This is a genomic window from Kineosporia sp. A_224 (genome assembly GCF_002198655.1).
GTDB lineage: Bacteria > Actinomycetota > Actinomycetes > Actinomycetales > Kineosporiaceae > R-H-3.
In genome coordinates this window covers 19,051-35,799 of the sequence record NZ_MWLN01000071.1, presented here as the reverse complement: position 1 = coordinate 35,799, position 16,749 = coordinate 19,051, and the positions used below count along the sequence as shown (strand labels likewise).

The 16,749-nt window shown below is 75.2% G+C and carries 16 protein-coding genes; 7 read left to right on the top strand and 9 right to left on the bottom strand.

Annotated features, from left to right (window positions below; all coding sequences use genetic code 11):
- From EDJALFJO_RS05985 to EDJALFJO_RS05975, 3 genes are all read left to right on the top strand, one after another.
- The coding region (locus EDJALFJO_RS05985; protein ID WP_143448320.1) for an HNH endonuclease signature motif containing protein at positions 1 to 1,605 on the top strand (1,605 nt) is incomplete at its 5' end.
- An 82-nt stretch (positions 1,606 to 1,687) separates the two neighbouring features.
- On the top strand, positions 1,688 to 2,110 hold the full coding sequence (locus tag EDJALFJO_RS05980; protein WP_158220304.1) for an HIT family protein: 423 nt from the start codon (positions 1,688 to 1,690) through the stop codon (positions 2,108 to 2,110).
- Positions 2,111 to 2,150: 40 nt separating this feature from the next.
- Complete coding sequence (locus EDJALFJO_RS05975; RefSeq protein ID WP_088283185.1) at positions 2,151 to 3,290, top strand: hypothetical protein; 1,140 nt, start codon at positions 2,151 to 2,153, stop codon at positions 3,288 to 3,290.
- A 31-nt stretch (positions 3,291 to 3,321) separates the two neighbouring features.
- Here the strand turns inward: EDJALFJO_RS05975 and EDJALFJO_RS05970 are convergent, their stop codons facing one another.
- A complete protein-coding gene (locus EDJALFJO_RS05970) occupies positions 3,322 to 3,744 on the bottom strand; it encodes a VOC family protein (protein WP_158220303.1) in 423 nt (140 codons plus the stop codon).
- A gap of 88 nt (positions 3,745 to 3,832) precedes the next feature.
- Between EDJALFJO_RS05970 and EDJALFJO_RS05965 the strand changes: the two genes are divergently transcribed.
- Positions 3,833 to 5,929, top strand: coding sequence for a M3 family metallopeptidase (locus tag EDJALFJO_RS05965; protein ID WP_233149704.1), 2,097 nt, complete (start codon positions 3,833 to 3,835; stop codon positions 5,927 to 5,929).
- A gap of 54 nt (positions 5,930 to 5,983) precedes the next feature.
- On the opposite strand, the gene EDJALFJO_RS34060 is transcribed toward EDJALFJO_RS05965, so the two are convergent.
- The 6 genes from EDJALFJO_RS34060 to EDJALFJO_RS05935 all read right to left on the bottom strand — a co-directional run bounded on the left by EDJALFJO_RS34060 (position 5,984) and on the right by EDJALFJO_RS05935 (position 11,696).
- The gene (locus tag EDJALFJO_RS34060; protein ID WP_158220302.1) at positions 5,984 to 6,142 is read right to left on the bottom strand and encodes a hypothetical protein; all 159 of its coding nucleotides are present in this window, start codon (positions 6,140 to 6,142) and stop codon (positions 5,984 to 5,986) included.
- A gap of 132 nt (positions 6,143 to 6,274) precedes the next feature.
- Positions 6,275 to 7,528: a M24 family metallopeptidase gene (locus EDJALFJO_RS05955; RefSeq protein WP_143448319.1), complete on the bottom strand. Its 1,254-nt coding sequence runs from the start codon at positions 7,526 to 7,528 to the stop codon at positions 6,275 to 6,277.
- On the bottom strand, positions 7,525 to 8,745 hold the full coding sequence (locus EDJALFJO_RS05950) for a M20/M25/M40 family metallo-hydrolase (protein ID WP_198950045.1): 1,221 nt from the start codon (positions 8,743 to 8,745) through the stop codon (positions 7,525 to 7,527). Before EDJALFJO_RS05950 ends, EDJALFJO_RS05955 begins: the two co-directional genes overlap by 4 nt.
- Positions 8,742 to 9,605: a S9 family peptidase gene (locus EDJALFJO_RS05945; RefSeq protein WP_158220301.1), complete on the bottom strand. Its 864-nt coding sequence runs from the start codon at positions 9,603 to 9,605 to the stop codon at positions 8,742 to 8,744. Before EDJALFJO_RS05945 ends, EDJALFJO_RS05950 begins: the two co-directional genes overlap by 4 nt.
- Entirely contained in the window at positions 9,602 to 10,717 is a 1,116-nt protein-coding gene (gene menC / locus EDJALFJO_RS05940; RefSeq protein WP_088283178.1) for an o-succinylbenzoate synthase, read from the bottom strand. The genes EDJALFJO_RS05945 and menC overlap by 4 nt, the downstream gene beginning before the upstream one ends.
- 13 nt (positions 10,718 to 10,730) lie before the next feature.
- Positions 10,731 to 11,696: a GNAT family N-acetyltransferase gene (locus EDJALFJO_RS05935; protein ID WP_143448318.1), complete on the bottom strand. Its 966-nt coding sequence runs from the start codon at positions 11,694 to 11,696 to the stop codon at positions 10,731 to 10,733.
- A gap of 56 nt (positions 11,697 to 11,752) precedes the next feature.
- On the opposite strand from EDJALFJO_RS05935, the gene EDJALFJO_RS05930 reads away from it, so the two are divergent.
- Entirely contained in the window at positions 11,753 to 12,661 is a 909-nt protein-coding gene (locus EDJALFJO_RS05930; RefSeq protein WP_143448317.1) for an aminoglycoside phosphotransferase family protein, read from the top strand.
- A gap of 244 nt (positions 12,662 to 12,905) precedes the next feature.
- On the top strand, positions 12,906 to 13,229 hold the full coding sequence (locus EDJALFJO_RS36060; RefSeq protein ID WP_088283173.1) for a zf-TFIIB domain-containing protein: 324 nt from the start codon (positions 12,906 to 12,908) through the stop codon (positions 13,227 to 13,229).
- A gap of 30 nt (positions 13,230 to 13,259) precedes the next feature.
- Here the strand turns inward: EDJALFJO_RS36060 and EDJALFJO_RS05920 are convergent, their stop codons facing one another.
- The gene (locus EDJALFJO_RS05920) at positions 13,260 to 14,708 is read right to left on the bottom strand and encodes an FAD-binding protein (RefSeq protein WP_088283171.1); all 1,449 of its coding nucleotides are present in this window, start codon (positions 14,706 to 14,708) and stop codon (positions 13,260 to 13,262) included.
- Between the two features lie 207 nt (positions 14,709 to 14,915).
- Here EDJALFJO_RS05920 and EDJALFJO_RS05915 point away from each other — a divergent pair, with 207 nt between their 5' ends.
- Positions 14,916 to 16,250, top strand: coding sequence for an aspartate aminotransferase family protein (locus EDJALFJO_RS05915; RefSeq protein WP_088283169.1), 1,335 nt, complete (start codon positions 14,916 to 14,918; stop codon positions 16,248 to 16,250).
- Here the strand turns inward: EDJALFJO_RS05915 and EDJALFJO_RS05910 are convergent.
- Entirely contained in the window at positions 16,231 to 16,629 is a 399-nt protein-coding gene (locus EDJALFJO_RS05910) for a hypothetical protein (RefSeq protein ID WP_088283167.1), read from the bottom strand. The two genes, EDJALFJO_RS05915 and EDJALFJO_RS05910, sit on opposite strands and share 20 nt — an antisense overlap.
- Between the last annotated feature and the right edge of the window lie 120 nt (positions 16,630 to 16,749).

Genomic DNA, 16,749 nt, shown 5'->3' with positions numbered 1-16,749 from the left:
GAGGCGATGAAGGCTGCGGCGGCGATGGTGCTGGAGGCGTCGCGGTGCGCGTGGTCGCTGTCCGGTGAGGAGGTCCGTGGCGTGGTCGAGGACCTGTCCCGGGCGATGGCCTCGGCGGAGGCGGCCCGGCTCGCCGTGATCAAGGTCCTCGACGAGCGGCCCGAGGCGGTGCCGGGTGCGGACGAGTCGAAGGTGGCGGCGACGTTCCTCACCGGCCGGTTGAACGTGGACCCGGGGCGGGCGAACGCTGACGCGCGTGCCGCGCACGCGTTGGACGCGGACTCCGGGAGCCTGCCGCAGGTCGGCGCGGCGTTGGCGGCGGGTGAGATCACCCGTGAGCACGCCGATGCCTGTGTGCGGGCAGTGGCGCGGCTGCCGAGACGACTCCGGGTGGTGCTGCTGGAGGACGAGGCGACCGGTGAGCTGCGGTCGGGGATGGAGATCGCGGACGCGTTCCTCGCCGAGCAGTGCCGCCGGTTCCCGGTCCGGGCGATCCACCGCCTCGTCGACGAGCTCGTCCGGGTGCTGGACCCGGATCGTGAGGAGGACTTCGACGAGGACGCCCACCTACGACGCGGGCTGTCGTTGGTGAAGGACTCCACGGGGATGGGGTCCCTGCGGATGACCTTGACCCCGGCGGACACCGCGGTGCTGTCGGCGATGCTCTCGGCCGCCGAGAAGCCGCGACCGGCGCAGCAGGTCCTCACGGTCGACGACACCGGGGCCGAGCAGGTCACCTTGGTGAAGGACGACCGGACGGTGGCGATGCGCAGGTACGACGCCGTGATGGCCCTGCTGCGTGCCGGACTCAATGGCGGTGCTGATGGTGAGGCGCCGTCGCCGTTGGTGAACCTGCTCGTGACAGCGACGGTGGAGCAGGTCGCCGCCGCCGGTGCGGCCGCCGAACAGGTCCGGCGGAAGGCCTCGACGGCAGCCGACGCGGACACCGAAGCTCGGGTCTCGGAGACGTTCGCCGACAACGGGTCCGTCGATTCCGCCGCATGCCAGGTCGGCAGGGCGTCGGGGTTCGCGACGCTGCACCGGCACGGACCGATCGGATCCCACCTGCTCGCCTACCTGGCCTGCGCCGCCACTCTGACCAAGGTGCTGCTGGACCGGAACGGGGCACCGCTCGATGTGGGGCGGGCGCATCGGCTCGCGACGCCGGCGCAGCGCAAGGCGCTCGCCACTAGGGACGGTGGGTGCGTGATCCCGGCGTGCCCGGTCCCGCACGAAGGCACCGACGCCCACCACCTCCGCGCCTGGGAGCACGGCGGCGCCACCGACCTGCACAATCTGGTCAGCGTGTGTCCGAACCATCATCAGCAGGTGCACGCCGGTCTTTGGGCGGTCGAGGTCCGCGACGGCATCCCGTGGGTGCGGCCGCCGTCCTGGGTCGACCCCGAACGACGCCGGACCCGCAACCTCCACCACCAGACCCACACCGCCGCCCAACGGATCGGGCAACAGCTACGCCTCGCCCTCGACGACGACGCCGACGCCCGCGGGGGCGGTCCGAGCCGGGCCGGACTCACCCCGATCGACCTCACACCCCCGATCTGGAGCCAGGCCCCACCGGACGACACGTGGAAACGGACAGGCTGACGAGTCCTGCTTGGGCAGCCTGTGGCTCACAGGCCTCCAGAACCCGGCTACCTTCGGCCCGGATCCGATGAAGGAGAACGGCATGGCCGACGACCAGCGCTGCGTGTTCTGCGAGCTCATGCGGACCGGCGCCGCACGCTGGGTCGCCGAGGACGACGACGACGCCGTGGCCTTCCTACCGCTCCCCGAGACCGCGTTGGCTCCCGGCCACACCCTCGTCGTCCCGCGAGAGCACTGCGCCGGCGTCCTCGACGCGAGCCCTGCCGCCCTCTTCGCCGCGACGGCACTCGTCCAGCGCGTGGGCCGTGCCATGACACGCACGATCGGCGCGACCGGGGTGGTCGTCCTCAACGCGAGCGGCCCGCACTCCGGCCAGTCCGTCGCGCACCTGCACTTCCACGTCGTCCCCTGCTGGCCCGACGACGGTGCTGTCTACTGGCCGGGCGACCGCTCGGCGCGGCCGGCGATCCCCGACGTCCACACGCTGCTGGCCGCCGGACTCTGACCCCGCCTGGGTTGACGACGGGATCTGCCACAGTGGCGCGATGCGGGTGATCTTCGACGACCTCGTCCACGTGGACTACGGGTTCGCCTTCCTGACGACGCAGCTCGGCGACGACGCTCCGGTCGACATCGGCGACGCCCGCGCCGGGCAGGTGAACGGGCTGCTCGGCGCCGCGTGCCCGGGGGTGCTCTCGCTGGTCACGGCGACGCACACAGGCCAGGTCCGGATCCGGATCGAGATGCTCGACGCCGAACCCGCGTTGGGCGACGAGTGGGACGACGTCGTCGAGGTGTCCTTCGACGCCCGGGGGCCGCAGGCCGCGATGAGCACCTTCGACGGGTGGTGGGACCTCGAGCTCGGCCGCGCCGGCCAGCACCGCGTCCGGCTGTGCTGCACCGGCTGGGACGCCGCGGCCGAGGCCGCTCCGGACGAGGACCCTGACGGCCCGGCCTTCGCGGGCGAGCGCTACGTGCTCCAGCTCTGGCCCGCACGACCCGCACCCGACGTCGTGCTGCGGCAGCGGTCCCAGGGCCCCGCCTACTGGCACGGCGTCGCCCGCGAGACCCCGGCACCGCCGGACCAGCACGACCTCGCGACCGCCGTACGGACGCAGGAGGCCGAGGATGCCGCCGAGGAGCAGCGCCAGGAGGCGCGGTGGGCGCGCGAACGGCTGCTGGAGAGCTGGGGCGGGACCGAGCCCGACGCACGGCTCCTCGCCGTGGGCGGCTTCGCCCAGCAGCTCTCGCGACGCGACCGCGAGCTCGTCGACCTGCTCGCGGGTGCGGACCCCACGACCCAGACCGCGGTGGCGCTCTGGGCGACCCGTCGGGTCTGCGCCGCCGCCATCGACCTCGTCGACTGGGCGGTCCCGCTGGCAGCGGTCGAGGCCGGTGAGCCGGTGCCGGCTCCCTTCGACGACTACGAGGCGGTGTCGGCGATGGTCTGGCCGCAACCCGCCGGCGGGTTCATGGGGGCGGTCGAGGTGCTGCACCTCACCGACGGCCGACCGCCGCCCAGGATGTGCATCGACCCGACGGTCTCCGCCGTCTCGGCGCTCGCCGGCGCGGCGCAGCCCGACCCGCTCCGGGCCGCCCTGGACTGCGTCGAGGCCGCGGGCTGGAGCGAGCCGGACGAGGCCGCCTACTTCACCGCCGTCCGCGAGATCGTCGCCCGCGGGTAGCCGGCGCGCGACGCCTCACCCCTCGAACAGCTCACCCCGCGAACAGGCAGAACGGATGCCCCGCCGGGTCGAGCAGCACCCGGACGTCGTCCTGCGGCTGGTGCTCGGCGAGCCTGGCCCCGAGGGCCACAGCACGGTCCACGCCGGCTGCGAGGTCGTCGACCCGGACGTCGAGGTGCTCCTGCATCTGCTGGTCCCCGGGGCCGGCCGGCCAGGTCGGCCGGACGTGGTCGGTCTCGAGCTGGAACGCGAGTCCGGTCCCGCCGTCCGGTGGCCTGACGACGACCCACTCCGGGGACGAGCGGGCGACCCGCCAGCCGAGCAGGTCGCACCAGAAGGCGGCGAGGGCGACCGGGTCCGGGGCCCCGAGCACGGCCTCCACGAGGGTGAACCGGGGCCGCGCCGCCGCCCCGGGCTCCACCGGCCGGTCGGGCGCTGCTGGGACGTCGGACATCGCAGACCTCCTTGTCGGCCCCGGACACCGCCGGAGCACCGAGCAACCTGCAGCGGTAGGCGGCCGGGCCGCATGGCAGGCTGGGCCGGTGACCGCTGACGCCCGGACCGCTGACCCCCAGCCTGCCACCGCACTGCCCGCGGACAACCCGTTCGCCGCCCCGAGCGGGCTGCCGTTCCGCTTCCCGCCGTTCGACCGGATCAGGCCCGAGCACTTCCGGCCGGCGTTCGACGCGGGGATGGCCGAGCAGCGGGCCGAGGTCGAGGCGCTCGCGACGTCGTCCGAGCCGGCGACCTTCGAGAACACCCTCGAGGCGCTCGAGCGGTCGGGCCGGCTGCTGTCCCGGGTCTCCAGCGTCTTCTACAACCTCACGTCGTCGCACTCCGGCCCGGAGCTCGACGCGATCGAGGCGGACGTCGCCCCGCTCCTCGCGGCCCACAGCGACGCCGTCCGGCTCGACCCGCGCGTCTTCGAGCGGATCGCCGCGGTGCACACGCAGCAGGCCTCCCTCGGCCTCGACGAGGAGCAGCAGCGTCTGCTCGACCGCTACCACAAGGACTTCGTCCGGGCCGGTGCCGCGCTCGACCCCGACAGCCAGGAGCGGCTGCGCGCGATCAACGCCGAACTGTCCTCCCTCACCGCGGAGTTCAAGCGCCGCCTCCTCGCGGACACCAACGACCTCGCGGTGCACGTCAGCGACGTCGCGGACCTCGACGGGCTCTCGGACGGCGAGGTCGCGGCCGCCCGCGAGGCCGCCGTCGCACGCGGCCTCGACGGCTACCTGCTGACCCTCGTGCTGCCGACCGCGCAGCCGGCGCTGGCCCGGCTGCGGCGTCGCGCCGTCCGGGAGCGGCTGCACACCGCGTCGGTGACCCGCGGCCTGCGCGGCAACGAGAACGACACCCGCGAGAGCCTGACCCGGATGGTCGCGCTGCGCGCCGAGCGCGCGGTGCTCCTCGGGTTCGGCGACCACGCCTCGTACGTCGTCGCCGACCAGACCGCAGGCACCCTGGAGGCCGTGGACGCGATGCTCGGCGGGCTCGTCGCCCCGGCCGTGCGCAACGCCGAGGCGGAGGCCGCCGAGCTCGAGACCCTGCTCGTCGCGGACGGCGGGACCGCACCGCTGCAGCCGTGGGACTGGGCGTACTACGCCGAGCAGGTCCGCCGGGACCGGTACGCCGTCGACACCGCGGCCCTGCGGCCGTACTTCGAGCTGGGCCGGCTCGTCGAGGACGGCATCTTCCACGCCGCGAACGCCTTGTACGGCCTCGGTTTCACCCGCCGCACCGACCTGCCGACCTACCACCCGGACGCGCAGGTCTACGACGTCACGGGCCCGGACGGCGCCCCGCTCGGGCTGTTCGTCGCCGACTGGTACGCCCGGGACTCCAAGCGCGGCGGGGCCTGGATGAGCAGCTTCGTCGGCCAGTCGCACCTGCTCGGCACCGGACCGGTCATCGTCATCAACCTCAACATCCCCAAGCCGCCCGCGGGCGAGCCGACGCTGCTCACGCTCGACGAGGTCCGGACGGCGTTCCACGAGTTCGGCCACGTCCTGCACGGCCTGCTCTCCGACTGCCGCTACCCGCGTCTGGCCGGCACGAGCGTCCCCCGCGACTTCGTCGAGTACCCCAGCCAGGTCAACGAGATGTGGGCGTACGAGGCGCCGGTGCTCTCCCGGTACGCCGTCCACCACGAGACCGGCGAGCCGCTCGCACAGGAGCGCGTCGACGCGCTGCTCGCCTCCCAGCTCTACGGCGAGGGCCAGGCGACGACCGAGTACCTCGCCGCGACGCTCCTCGACCTCGAGTGGCACCGGCTCGCCGGCGACGCGGCGACGGTCGCCCCCGAGGACGTCGAGGCGTTCGAGGCGAAGGCCCTGGAGCGGCACGGGATCGCGGTCCGGCTCGTGCCGCCGCGCTACCGGACGTCGTACTTCTCGCACGTGTTCGCCGGCGGCTACAGCGCGGGCTACTACTCCTACATCTGGAGCGAGGTGCTCGACGCCGACACCGTCGAGTGGTTCCACGAGCAGGGCGGCCTGCGCCGCGAGTCCGGCGAGGTCTTCGCCCGCGAGCTGCTGAGCCGCGGCGGCTCCCGCGACCCGATGGAGGCCTTCGAGGCCGTCCGCGGCCGCCCGCCGGTCATCGCCCCGCTGCTCGTGCGGCGGGGGCTCGCCTCCTGACGGGCCCGTGCCCGACAGGTCCGCGCCCGACGGGCACGCGCCTGACCGGGTCGTTCAGTCGATGCCGTGGTGGTCCTTCGCCCACTGGTGCCGCACGCCCTTCCAGCGGTCGAGCACCGACATCTGCTTGTCGCCGAACTCGATCGACATCGCGGCGACGACGACGAGCAGCAGCAGGAAGCCGACTGAGGCGAAGATCTCTGCACCGGTCATGACGTTCTCCCCCTGAGGGTGGTCGAGCGGCCCGATGGCCGCTGCCACCCCTCAAGACGCCATCGTCCGCCCGGAGGTTTCCTCTGAACAGACGAACGTTTCTTCCGTGGTCGGTTCCGCCCCCGTCAGGCTCTAGCCGATGAGGTGCAGCCGGGTCTGCCGCCCGTCGAGGAACCGGCACTCCCGCCCGTCGAAGAACGCGTCCTCCTCGAGCATGAACGCCACCCCGCGACCGCCCCACTCCGGGACGGCGACCCGGGCCTGGAGTTCGACCGAGTAGGCCGTCGCCGGGTGCAGCGGGTGCTCGCCCTGGCCGTCGACGCGCCCCTGGTTGTCCCACAGCCCGATCGTCGGCCCGGCTGCGTGCCCGTGGACCCCGATCGGGTGGCTGTAGACCAGGCCGTCGATGCCCTCGGTGCGGGCCGCCCCCAGCGTCGCCGACAGCAGGTCGTTGCCCGTCATCCCGACCGAGAACCGGGCCATGAGCAGGTCCTGCAGCCGGTTCGCGGCGGCGATCCCGGCCTGCAGCCCGGCCGGCGCCTGCGTCTCGCCCGGCCGCAGCACGTAGGCGTGCTGCTGCTGGTCGGTGCACAGCCCCGCGTCGACGATCCCGAAGTCGACGTGCACGAGGTCGCCGGGCCGGATGACCGTCTCCCCGCCGGCCGGCACCGGTCCGGACGGCGCGTCGTCCGCCCGCTGCACGCTGCACGCGGGGTGGAACCACGAGCCGAGCCCGTCGTCGTGGACGGTCTGCCGCAGCCACCACTCGACGTCGGACGTCGTCGTGACCCCGGGCGTGACGACCTCGGCGGAGAGCGCCCGCGCGAGGTAGCCGTGCGCCCGCGCGCAGGCCGCCGCCAGTGCGTCCGCCTCTTCGGGCAGCCGGGTCTCGAGCCAGCCGACGGCCGCCTGCTCGGCGGACACGACCCGGCGCCGCATCCGGTCCGGCAGCGCCGTGAGGAACGCGTCGTGCTCGGACGCCGTGAGGCCGTCCGCGAGCGGGAACGTCGCCGACCGGTCGACACCGATCGTCCGCGGGTCGCGCTCGGCGAGGATCCGGGCCAGGCAGGTCCACTGGTCCGGCTCGGCGGCCGGGTCCCAGACGTGAGGGAAGGCCTCGCCGACCGGGTAGCGCGCGACGGCGAACCGGTCGACCCCGCTGCCGTCGGCCCGCCGGACGAACACGAGCACGGTCCGGCGGCGGGCCGTGGCGAGCCACGTCGCCGGCAGCATCGTCGCGACGACCGGGTCCTCGGCGTACTCCCGGGCGACGAGCACCCAGGCGTCGAGCCCGGCCCGGTCGAGCACGAGCGGGACGACGAGCTCCAGCCGGCGCAGCAGCAGCGCGTCGTGGGCCGCGGCCCGCGCCCGCAGGTCGACGGTCATGCCCGCCCGTCGGAGAGGCCGGTCGTGCACCACAGGTCGAGCAGCCGCCCGTACACCTCGACGGCCGCCTCGGTCTTCGACGTCGAGCACCACTCGTCCGCGACGTGGCACTGGTCCGCCTCGCCCGGCCCGAGGACGACGGTCGGCACGTGCGGGCCGTCGAGCGCCGCCGCGGGGCCGAGCAACCCGGCGAGCACCGACGCGTCGGTGAAGTAGCGGGCGGGCGGGGCGACGCCGGCGTCGAGCCCGACGGCGCCGAGGGCGTCCGCGACGAGCGCGACGAAGGGGTCCCCGGGCGCCGTGCCGACCGGTGGCAGGACGACGTGGTCGGCGACCACGACCCCGTCCCCGGCGAGCGCGGCGACCTTGACCCGGACGTCGTCCAGCGCCACCCCGGGCACGACCCGGACGTCGAGGAGCATCTGCGCGCTGTCGGGGACGATGTTCGACTGGACGCCGCCCGCCAGGTAGCCGACGTTCGCCGTCATCGGCCCGAACGTCTCGTGCACCGGCCAGCCGGTCTCGTCGTGGAGGGCCACCGCGGCCCGGGCGAGCCGGACGGCGGCGTTGTCGCCGAGCCACGGCGCGGAGCCGTGCGCGGCCCGGCCGGCAGCGGTGAGCCGCAGCCACAGGGCGCCCTTGTGCCCGAGGACGAGCCGGTTGCCGGTCGGCTCGGCGACGACGAGCGGCCCGCCGCCGGCGAGCACCGCGGCCGGGATCTGCGCGGCGCCGGTGCAGCCGGTCTCCTCCCCCGCCGTGAGCACGACCTGGACGCCGCGGCAGGCGTGCGGCCGCCGGGCGTGATCCGCGACGGCGACGACGAGCGCGGCGACGCCGGCCTTCATGTCGCTCGTGCCGCGGCCGACCATCCGGTCGCCGTCCCGGGCGGCCGCCCAGGGGTCGACGCTCCAGTCGGAGGGGGTCGCCGGGACCGTGTCGAGGTGCCCGGTGAAGGTCAGGGGTGCGTCGCCGCCGGTGCGCGAGACGACCTGGAACCGGTTCGGCTCCCAGGCCACGCCGGTGGTCCGCAGACCGGCGTCGTCGAGGACCGCCGCGCAGCGGACGGCCGCGGCCTCCTCGCCGTCCGCGACGGTGCGCAGCCGGACGAGGTCGGTGAGGAGGTCGAGGACGGTGGACGACGAGAGGCCGGCGGACGACGAGGGGCCGGCGGACGACGAGGGGCCGGTGGAGGGCGCGGGCTCGGTGGAGGGGCTCACGAGGTACGAGCCTGCATCCACTGCCGGGTCGCGCGCCAGGTGGGGGTGCCCGGGAGCAGGTGGACGAAGTGGTCGGCGCCCTCGTCGACGCGCAGGGTGACGTCGTCCCCGGCCGCCGCCGCGGCTGCCGCGTAGGCCAGCGAGGCGGTGTGCGGGACGGCGTCGTCGGCGTCCCCGGTGACGACGAGCGTCGGGACGCCGAGCGGCAGCAGCGCGGCCGGGTTCGCCGTGGCGTACGCGAGCGGGTTGTCCCGCGGGCCGGCCCCGCCCATGAGCGCGAGGACCGCACCGTCGCCGTACCGCTCGTCGGCCGCGACGACGAGGTCGGCGACCGCGGCCTGCGCGACGACGGCGGCCGGGCGCCACCGGGGCGGCCCGCCGGGCGCCCCGGCCGGGAGCCGGTGCCGGCCGGCGAGCCACAGCGCGAGCGCCCCGCCCGCCGAGTGACCGACGAGCACGACCCGGTCGAGGTCGAGCGGGTGCCCGGCGGCCGCGTCCGCCAGCAGGTCGGCCGCCGCGGCGACGTCGTCGTAGGTGCGCGGCCAGCCGCCCCCGGACGACGGCCCTTCGCTGCCGACGGCCCGGTAGTCGAGGCTCCACACCGCCCAGCCTGCGGCGAGCAGGTCGTCGACGAGCATCCCGGACAGGCTCCGGTCGTACCTCGCGCGCCAGTAGCCGCCGTGCACGAGGACGGCGACCCGGTGCGGCGCAACGTCTCCCGCATCACCCTCGGGAGCAGCGTCGGGCAGGTACAGGTCGCACACCTGCGCCGGGTGGGCACCGTAGGTGTACGACTGCACTGGTCGTGCCGCGCCGGGCGCGAGGCCCTCGATCCCGAACAGACCCGCTGCGCCCGTCACGACGACCGCAGCCACTCCGACGAGACCGTCACCGAGCGCAGGACGTCCGGGTCCGGTTCGACGCCGATGCCGGGCCCCGTCGGGATCGCGACGTGGCCGTCCTCGATGAAGAACTCCCGGGTGATGTCCTGGTGGTAGTAGCGCTTCGTCGCCGAGGTGTCGCCCGGCAGCGTGAAGCCGGGCAGCGCCGCGAGCGCGAGGTTCGGTGCCCGGCCGACGCCGGTCTCGAGCATGCCGCCGCACCACACGGCCTTGCCGAGCTCGACGCAGACGTCGTGGATCCGCACGGACTCCAGGTAGCCGCCGACCCGGCCGGGCTTGATGTTGACGATCTCGCAGGCTCCGGACTCGATCGCGTCCCGGGCCGCAGCCGCCGACACGATCGACTCGTCGAGGCACACCGGGGTCGTGATCCGCTGCGCGAGCAGGGCGTGCCCGGGCACGTCCTCCTCCTCCAGCGGTTGCTCGATGAGGAGCAGGTCGAAGGCGTCGAGCTGCGCGAGGTGGTCGGCGTCGCCGCGCCCGTAGGCGGTGTTCGCGTCGACCTGCAGGAGGATGTCGCCGAACCGCTCGCGGACGGCGCGCACGGGCGCGACGTCCCAGCCCGGCTCGATCTTCAGCTTGATCCGCAGGTAGCCGGCGTCGAGGTAGGCCCCGACGGCGTCGAGCAGTGCGGGGACCGAGTCCATGATGCCGACCGAGACCCCGGTCGGGACCCGGTCCTTGACCGCCCCGAGCCGGTCGCCGATCGAGCGGCCCTCGATCCGCAGCTGGGCGTCGAGGAGCGCGGTCTCGAGCGCCGCCTTCGCCATCCGGTGCCCCTTGACCCACTCGACGGCCGGCGCGAAGCCCTCCGCCGTGAGCTCCCCGGCGTCCGAGAGCGCCTGCGCAGCAGGCACGAGCCAGCGCCGCAGGACGTCGCACGCCCCGTCGGCGTACTCGCTCGAGTAGGCGGGGCGCTCCATCGCGACGCACTCGGCCCAGCCCTCGGCCTCGTCGGTGACGACGTGCACGAGGACGCAGTCGTGCGTCGTCTCGGTGCCGAAGGACGTGCGGAACGGCGACACGAGCGGCAGCGCGACGCGGCGCAGCTCCACGGCCTCGAGCTTCATGCGATGTCCTCTCTCATGAGGGGTCCTCTCCGGTGGCAGCGGTCTGTGGGTGCGGAGTCAGCAGGTAGGAGCTGCGGTCGACGAAACCCGTGACACGCCAACCGCTCCCGAGCAGCCCGGGAACGACGTCCCGGTGGGCGGCGCGCCAGGACCGCGCGGTGCCGCCGTCCTCGACGCGCATCCGCTCGACGTCCGCCGGCGTCCCGACGAGCACCGCCGGGACATCGCCGGAGCCGGCCGCGCGGAGCACCCCGGCGTCGACGACCGGGCGGCCGTCGGCGTCCTCGTGGACGACCGCGGCGGCACCGGCGGGCGCGACGTACGTCGCCGGGGTGCCGGCGGCCGCGGCGACGGCCCGCGGCGAGCGCAGGGCCCAGCGCACGAGGAACCGGTCGGAGTGGTGGCCGGCGTTGATCGCGTCGGTCATCTCGCCGTAGAAGTCGTGGAGGTACTGCACCGGCAGCGCCCCGAGCTTGACGGCGTTGAAGTACGCGTTGCGGCGCACGAGCGGGTCGTAGGTCCACTGCACGGTGCCCAGGCCGCGGGCCAGGCACCAGGCCCGCTGGTGCTGCTTGAGGACGAACCCCGCGTGCCGGGCCCGCCCCTCGGCGAGGGCACCGGTGATGTGGGAGTGCAGGATCGGCTCGCCCTCGTGGGTCACGCCGAACAGGCCGATGGACGCCGCGACGAGGTCACCCGGGGCGTCGTCCGCGACCTCCTCCGCACCGCCGTGCGGGCCGGCGACGACGCTCGCCCCGGCGAGGTAGCCGCAGTCGAAGGCGATGACCCGCAGCAGCTCGGTCGACAACGACTGCTCCGGGGCCCGGCCCCACACGGCGTCGAAGACCGCGACGAGCCGGAGGTGGTCCTCGGGCTCGGAGAGCTCCCGCACGGCGAGGCCCTCGCCGGCGGCGGCCCGCGCGGCCGCCGCGCCGGCCTCCGCGACGGCTGACGCGTCGGGCACGAGCCTCAAATTCATCCCATCATCCTGTCATTCGTGGCCGCGCTGCGGAAGCCCTCGTCTACGGTGGCTGCGTGGCGCAGACGGTACCGGCGGGCCTGGCCGCCTGGACGACGACGCTCACGGGCAGCGCCCCGACGGCCGTCCTGCGACCGACCTCGGGCGCCGTCCTCGCGGTCTGCGGCGACGTCGTCGTCAAGGTGCACCCGGCGGGCACGGACGCGGCGGCGCTGGCAGCCCGGCTGCGCGTGGCCGCGGCGCCCGACCTGGACGGCGTCCTCGCGGCGCCGCTGCGTGCCCAGCCCGTCCCGGTTCCGGGGGCGGTGCTGGGCGCGGCGTCGGACGGCAACTCGCAGGATCTCGTCGCGACGCTCTGGCCGCGGCTCGACGTCCTCGACACGGACGTGGCCCACCCGCCGTGGGCACCGGCCGCCCGGACCCTCGCCCGGCTGCACCGCACCGCCGTCCCGGCCGCGGCCGCACTGCCCGCGCACGGCGCGCCGGCCCGGCTGCGCCGGGCGCTCGACCGGGTCGCGCCGCTCGGCAACGACGGGCGCGCCGCGACGGTCGTGCGGGCGGGCCGGCACACGGAGCAGGACCTCGCGGCGGCCGAGCCGGCCGGCAGCCTCGTGCACGGCGACTGGCACCTCGGCCAGCTCGGCCGGGACGTCGGTGGCCGCTGGCTGCTCCTCGACCTCGACGACCTCGGGCTCGGGGACCAGGCCTGGGACCTCGGCCGCCCGGCCGGGTTCTGGGCCGCGGGGCTGCTCGACGACGCGTCGTGGACGACGTTCCTCACCGCCTACCGGGCGGCCGGCGGTCCCGCCGTCCCGCCGGAGGGCGACCCGTGGCCGCGGCTGGACCTGCCGGCCCGCGCCGAGGTCGTCGTCGCGGCGGCCCGCGCCGTCCACCGGGCGCACCACGGCACGGAGGCCTGGGACGACACCGCCGAGGCGCTGCTGACGGCGTGCGCCCGGATGTGAGCCCGGCCTGCACGGGCTGCGGACCGCCGCCCGGCCCGTGACCGCGGGAACCGCCCCGGCCGGCCGATCGTCGGCCATGGAGACGCATCACGCAGCAGCGCCTCCCGAGGAGCACCGCCATGAGCCAGACCCCCGCCTGGGGCGAGCCGCCCGCCCAGCCNGGTACCGGTGGTGGCCGTGGCTGCCCCAGCCCGTCCCGCAGTACCAGCCCCCGACCCAGCCGGTCGCCCCGGCCGGCGGCGGGATGGTCTGCCCGAAGTGCCGCGGCGCGATGCGCACCTACGAGCGCAACGGGATCCACCTCGAGCAGTGCGACGGCTGCCGCGGCATCTTCCTCGACTTCGGTGAGCTGGAGTCGCTCACCCGGCTCGAGACCCAGCTCGCGGCACCCGCCCCCGCACCGGCCCCGCAGGCCGCCGCGCAGCCGACGACGGTCGTCTACGCGCAGCAGCCGCAGCAGCCCTACCCGCCGCAGCCCTACCCCGGGCAGTACGGGCCGGGCTGGGGCAGCCACGGCCACCACCGGTACCGCAAGCAGGGCTTCGGGCGGCTGTTCTTCTCGTCCTGACGGGCGCCTCGACGAGCCCGGGGCCGCGGCTCAGCCCTGGCGCGGCCTCGGGACGTCGACCCCCGCGAGCGGCACGTCGAACGGCGGCACGACGAACCCGTGGCAGAACCGGTTCGCCGGGTCGAGCGCGCTCTTCAGCGTGCGCAGCCGCTGCCAGGCGGCCCCGCCCGCGGCGCTCGCGGTCCGGGCCGCCTTCTCGGCACCCTCGGTGAAGTTCAGGTAGGTCGCGCCGGTGACGAACGGGGCGAGCCGGTCCCTGGTCTGCGTGTAGTGCCGCTCGACGGCGTGCGCGCGGGCCTCGTCGGCCGCGACGGTGACGTACTCGAGGACGAACTCCGCCGTCCGGGCCCGGTCGTTCGGCGCCCCGGCGGCTCCCCGGCGGACCGCCGCACCGAGGTGGCGGATCTCCGCCACGACGACGAACCGCTCGCCGTCCGCGTGCTCCTGCCAGCCGTCGACGAAGACGTCGAGAGCCTCGTCCGGGAGGCTGTCCAGCTGCTCCGTCGTCACGTAGGCCGGCATCGGGTCGACCGGGTCGTGGCTGATCCCGCCGACCTCGCCGAACGGCATGTCGGCCCAGGTGTCGACGAGCGGCGCGCGCCAGCGCCGCCACTCGTCGAGCATCGCGGCGCCCTGCTCCGGGTCACCGCACCAGGCCCCGCGGACGACGGCGAACGACTTGCCGCGCAAGGTCTCCGGGACGTCGGGGATCGGGGGGTACTCGATGAGGACCAGGCTGCTCGACAGCTCGTCGGGAGCACCGGCCACCCAGTCGCGCCAGCGCCGGGCGACCTCGCCCGCGAGCTCCGGCGGGTAGTAGAGGTTGCCGCCGTAGACCCGGGCCACCGGGTGCAGCGCGATCTCCATCCCGACGACGACGCCGAAGGGCCCGCCACCGACGCCGCGCAGCGCCCAGAACAGCTCGGGGTGGTCGTGCGCGCTGGCCCGCACGAGCGCGCCGTCCGGGGTGACGACGTCGAAGGCGAGCACGTTGTCGGAGCCGAACCCGTAACGGCGGGAGAGCCAGCCCACCCCACCACCGAGCGTGTAGCCGACGCAGCCGACGTGCGGGCTGGAGCCGAGGGCGGGCGCGAGCCCGTGCTGCTGGGCCAGCGGCAGGACGTCGCCCCACTGGTTGCCGGCGGCGACGAACGCCGTCCGGTTCACCGGGTCGACCCGGACCCGACGCAGCCGCGAGGTGACGACGAGGAGCGCGCCGTCCGCGGGCCGGCCGATCCCGTGGCCGGTCGACTGGACGGCGACCCGCAGCCCGAGGTCGGCGGCGCAGCGCACGGCGTGGACGACGTCCGCGACGGACTCCGCGACGACCACCACGGCCGGGCGCTGGACGACGGCGCTGTTGAAGGGGGCGAAGGACTCCGCGTAGCCGTGGGCGCCCTCGACGAGGACCGTCCCGTCGACGCGGGCGCGCAGGAGCGCGAGCGCGTCCGCGGGCAGGGTTGTCGTCGTGCTCACCATCGTGGGTCCTCCTCGCCGTCCCCGGCTGCGTCGCCAGGTGCGTTCACTGAGATGTCGACCGGCCCACGGCCCGGGTTGAGCCGCCCGGGCGGCCCGCTCGTGCGCAGCCGGGTGATGCGAGCCCTGGTGCGGACGAGTGACGGATCACCGTCCGGAGCGCGGGACGCCCCTCCCGCGGGACGCCGTCCGCGCCGTACCGTCGCCTCCATGACCGACTCCGGGCCCGGCGACCTCCTCGACCCGACCGACCGCGCGGACCTCGCACGCGCCGCGCGGCACCTCGTCCGCTACGGCGGGGGCGGGGACTTCATGCCGTTCGTCGCCGAGCGCGCCGCCGGCTCGTTCGTGTACGACCGCAACGGCCGCGCCGTGCTCGACTTCACGAGCGGCCAGATGAGCGCGGTCCTCGGGCACAGCCACCCGGCGATCGTCGAGGTCGTCGGCTCGACGATCGGCCGCCTCGACCACCTCTTCTCCGGGATGCTGTCGCGCCCGGTCATCGACCTCGCCGAGGTGCTCGGCTCGCTCGCGCCGGGCCTGGACAAGGTGCTGCTGCTCACCACGGGCGCCGAGTCGAACGAGGCCGCGCTGCGGATGGCCCGGCTCGTCACCGGCGGCTGGGAGGTCGTCGGGTTCAGCCAGTCCTGGCACGGGATGACCGGCGGCGCCGCGTCCGCGACGTACTCGGCGGGGCGGCGCGGCTACGGCCCGGCGAACGTCGGCTCGATGGCGATCCCGGCCCCGAACGCCTACCGGCCGCGCTTCACGACCCCCGACGGCGCCCTCGACTGGCGCACCGAGCTGGACGACGGCTTCGACCTCGTCGACCGGCAGAGCGCGGGCGGGCTCGCGGCGTTCATCGCCGAGCCGATCCTGTCCTCGGGCGGGATCATCGACCTGCCGCCGGGCTACCTCACGGCGCTGCGGGCCAAGTGCGCCGAGCGCGGGATGCTCCTCGTGCTCGACGAGGCCCAGACGGGTGTCGGCCGGACGGGCACGATGTTCGCCCACGAGCGGGACGGCGCGACGCCCGACCTCATGACGCTCTCGAAGACCCTCGGCGCGGGGCTGCCGCTCGCGGCCGTCCTCACGACGACCGAGATCGAGCAGCAGGCCCACGAGCGGGGCTTCCTCTTCTACACGACCCACGTGAGCGACCCGCTGCCCGCGGCGGTCGGGCTGGCCGTCCTCGACGTGGTCGTCCGGGAGCGGCTCGCGGAGCGCGCGCTCGTCGCCGGCGAGCGGCTCCGCGCGGGCCTGCGCGAGATGCAGGAGCGGCACGAGTGCATCGGCGACGTCCGCGGCCGGGGGCTGCTCGTCGGGGTCGAGGTCGTCGCAGACCGGGTGTCGAAGAAGCCGGCGCCGGAGATCGGGCACGCCGTGAGCCGGCGCTGCCTCGAGCTGGGCCTGTCGATGAACATCGTCCAGCTGCCGTCGATGGGCGGTGTCTTCCGCATCGCCCCGCCGCTCACCGTCTCCGACGCCGAGATCGACCTCGGGCTCGACATCCTCGACCGGGCGATCAGCGACGTGACGCGCTGAGCGTCGCGGCGACGTCCCTCCCGGCGAGAGCGACGAGCACGAGGCCCAGCGCGGTCGCGTGCTGGGCCGTCCGGCGGCGCACGGTGTGCGCGGTCGAGACGTTCTCCGGCACGTCCTGGGCCGGCCCCAGGCCGAGCCGGGTGTAGACCGCGTCGAGCCCCGCGATGACGGGCCGGCCGGCGGCGTCCGCCGCCTCCAGCGACGTCGTGAACCCCGACTCGTGGTGCCGCACCCACACCGTGACGAGCACCGCGAGGCCCGGTCGGTCCCAGCGCAGCCCGTCGGCGACCGACCGCGGCCCCTCGAAGGAGTGCTCGGCCACGAGGAAGCCGAACGCGGGCGGAGCCTCGCGCCACAGGACCTCCACGAGGTCGGCCATGCCAGCGATGATCCGGCACCCGGGTGCCGCAGGGAAGACGCGACCCGTCGTGAGAAGGGCATCCGCCGACGGAACGCGCCGTCCGGCGGGGACCGGTGACACGCAGCGGGACGCCGCCCC

Excerpts from the sequence above, each read along its gene's own strand:
- EDJALFJO_RS05980 (WP_158220304.1), top strand. The coding sequence starts at position 1,688 with ATGGCCGACGACCAGCGCTGCGTGTTCTGCGAGCTCATGCGGACCGGC.
- EDJALFJO_RS05975 (WP_088283185.1), top strand. The coding sequence starts at position 2,151 with ATGCGGGTGATCTTCGACGACCTCGTCCACGTGGACTACGGGTTCGCC.
- EDJALFJO_RS05970 (WP_158220303.1), bottom strand. The coding sequence starts at position 3,744 with ATGTCCGACGTCCCAGCAGCGCCCGACCGGCCGGTGGAGCCCGGGGCG.
- EDJALFJO_RS34060 (WP_158220302.1), bottom strand. The coding sequence starts at position 6,142 with ATGACCGGTGCAGAGATCTTCGCCTCAGTCGGCTTCCTGCTGCTGCTC.
- EDJALFJO_RS05955 (WP_143448319.1), bottom strand. The coding sequence starts at position 7,528 with ATGACCGTCGACCTGCGGGCGCGGGCCGCGGCCCACGACGCGCTGCTG.
- menC (WP_088283178.1), bottom strand. The coding sequence starts at position 10,717 with ATGAAGCTCGAGGCCGTGGAGCTGCGCCGCGTCGCGCTGCCGCTCGTG.
- EDJALFJO_RS05935 (WP_143448318.1), bottom strand. The coding sequence starts at position 11,696 with ATGAATTTGAGGCTCGTGCCCGACGCGTCAGCCGTCGCGGAGGCCGGC.
- EDJALFJO_RS36060 (WP_088283173.1), top strand. The coding sequence starts at position 12,906 with ATGGTCTGCCCGAAGTGCCGCGGCGCGATGCGCACCTACGAGCGCAAC.
- EDJALFJO_RS05920 (WP_088283171.1), bottom strand. The coding sequence starts at position 14,708 with ATGGTGAGCACGACGACAACCCTGCCCGCGGACGCGCTCGCGCTCCTG.
- EDJALFJO_RS05915 (WP_088283169.1), top strand. The coding sequence starts at position 14,916 with ATGACCGACTCCGGGCCCGGCGACCTCCTCGACCCGACCGACCGCGCG.
- EDJALFJO_RS05910 (WP_088283167.1), bottom strand. The coding sequence starts at position 16,629 with ATGGCCGACCTCGTGGAGGTCCTGTGGCGCGAGGCTCCGCCCGCGTTC.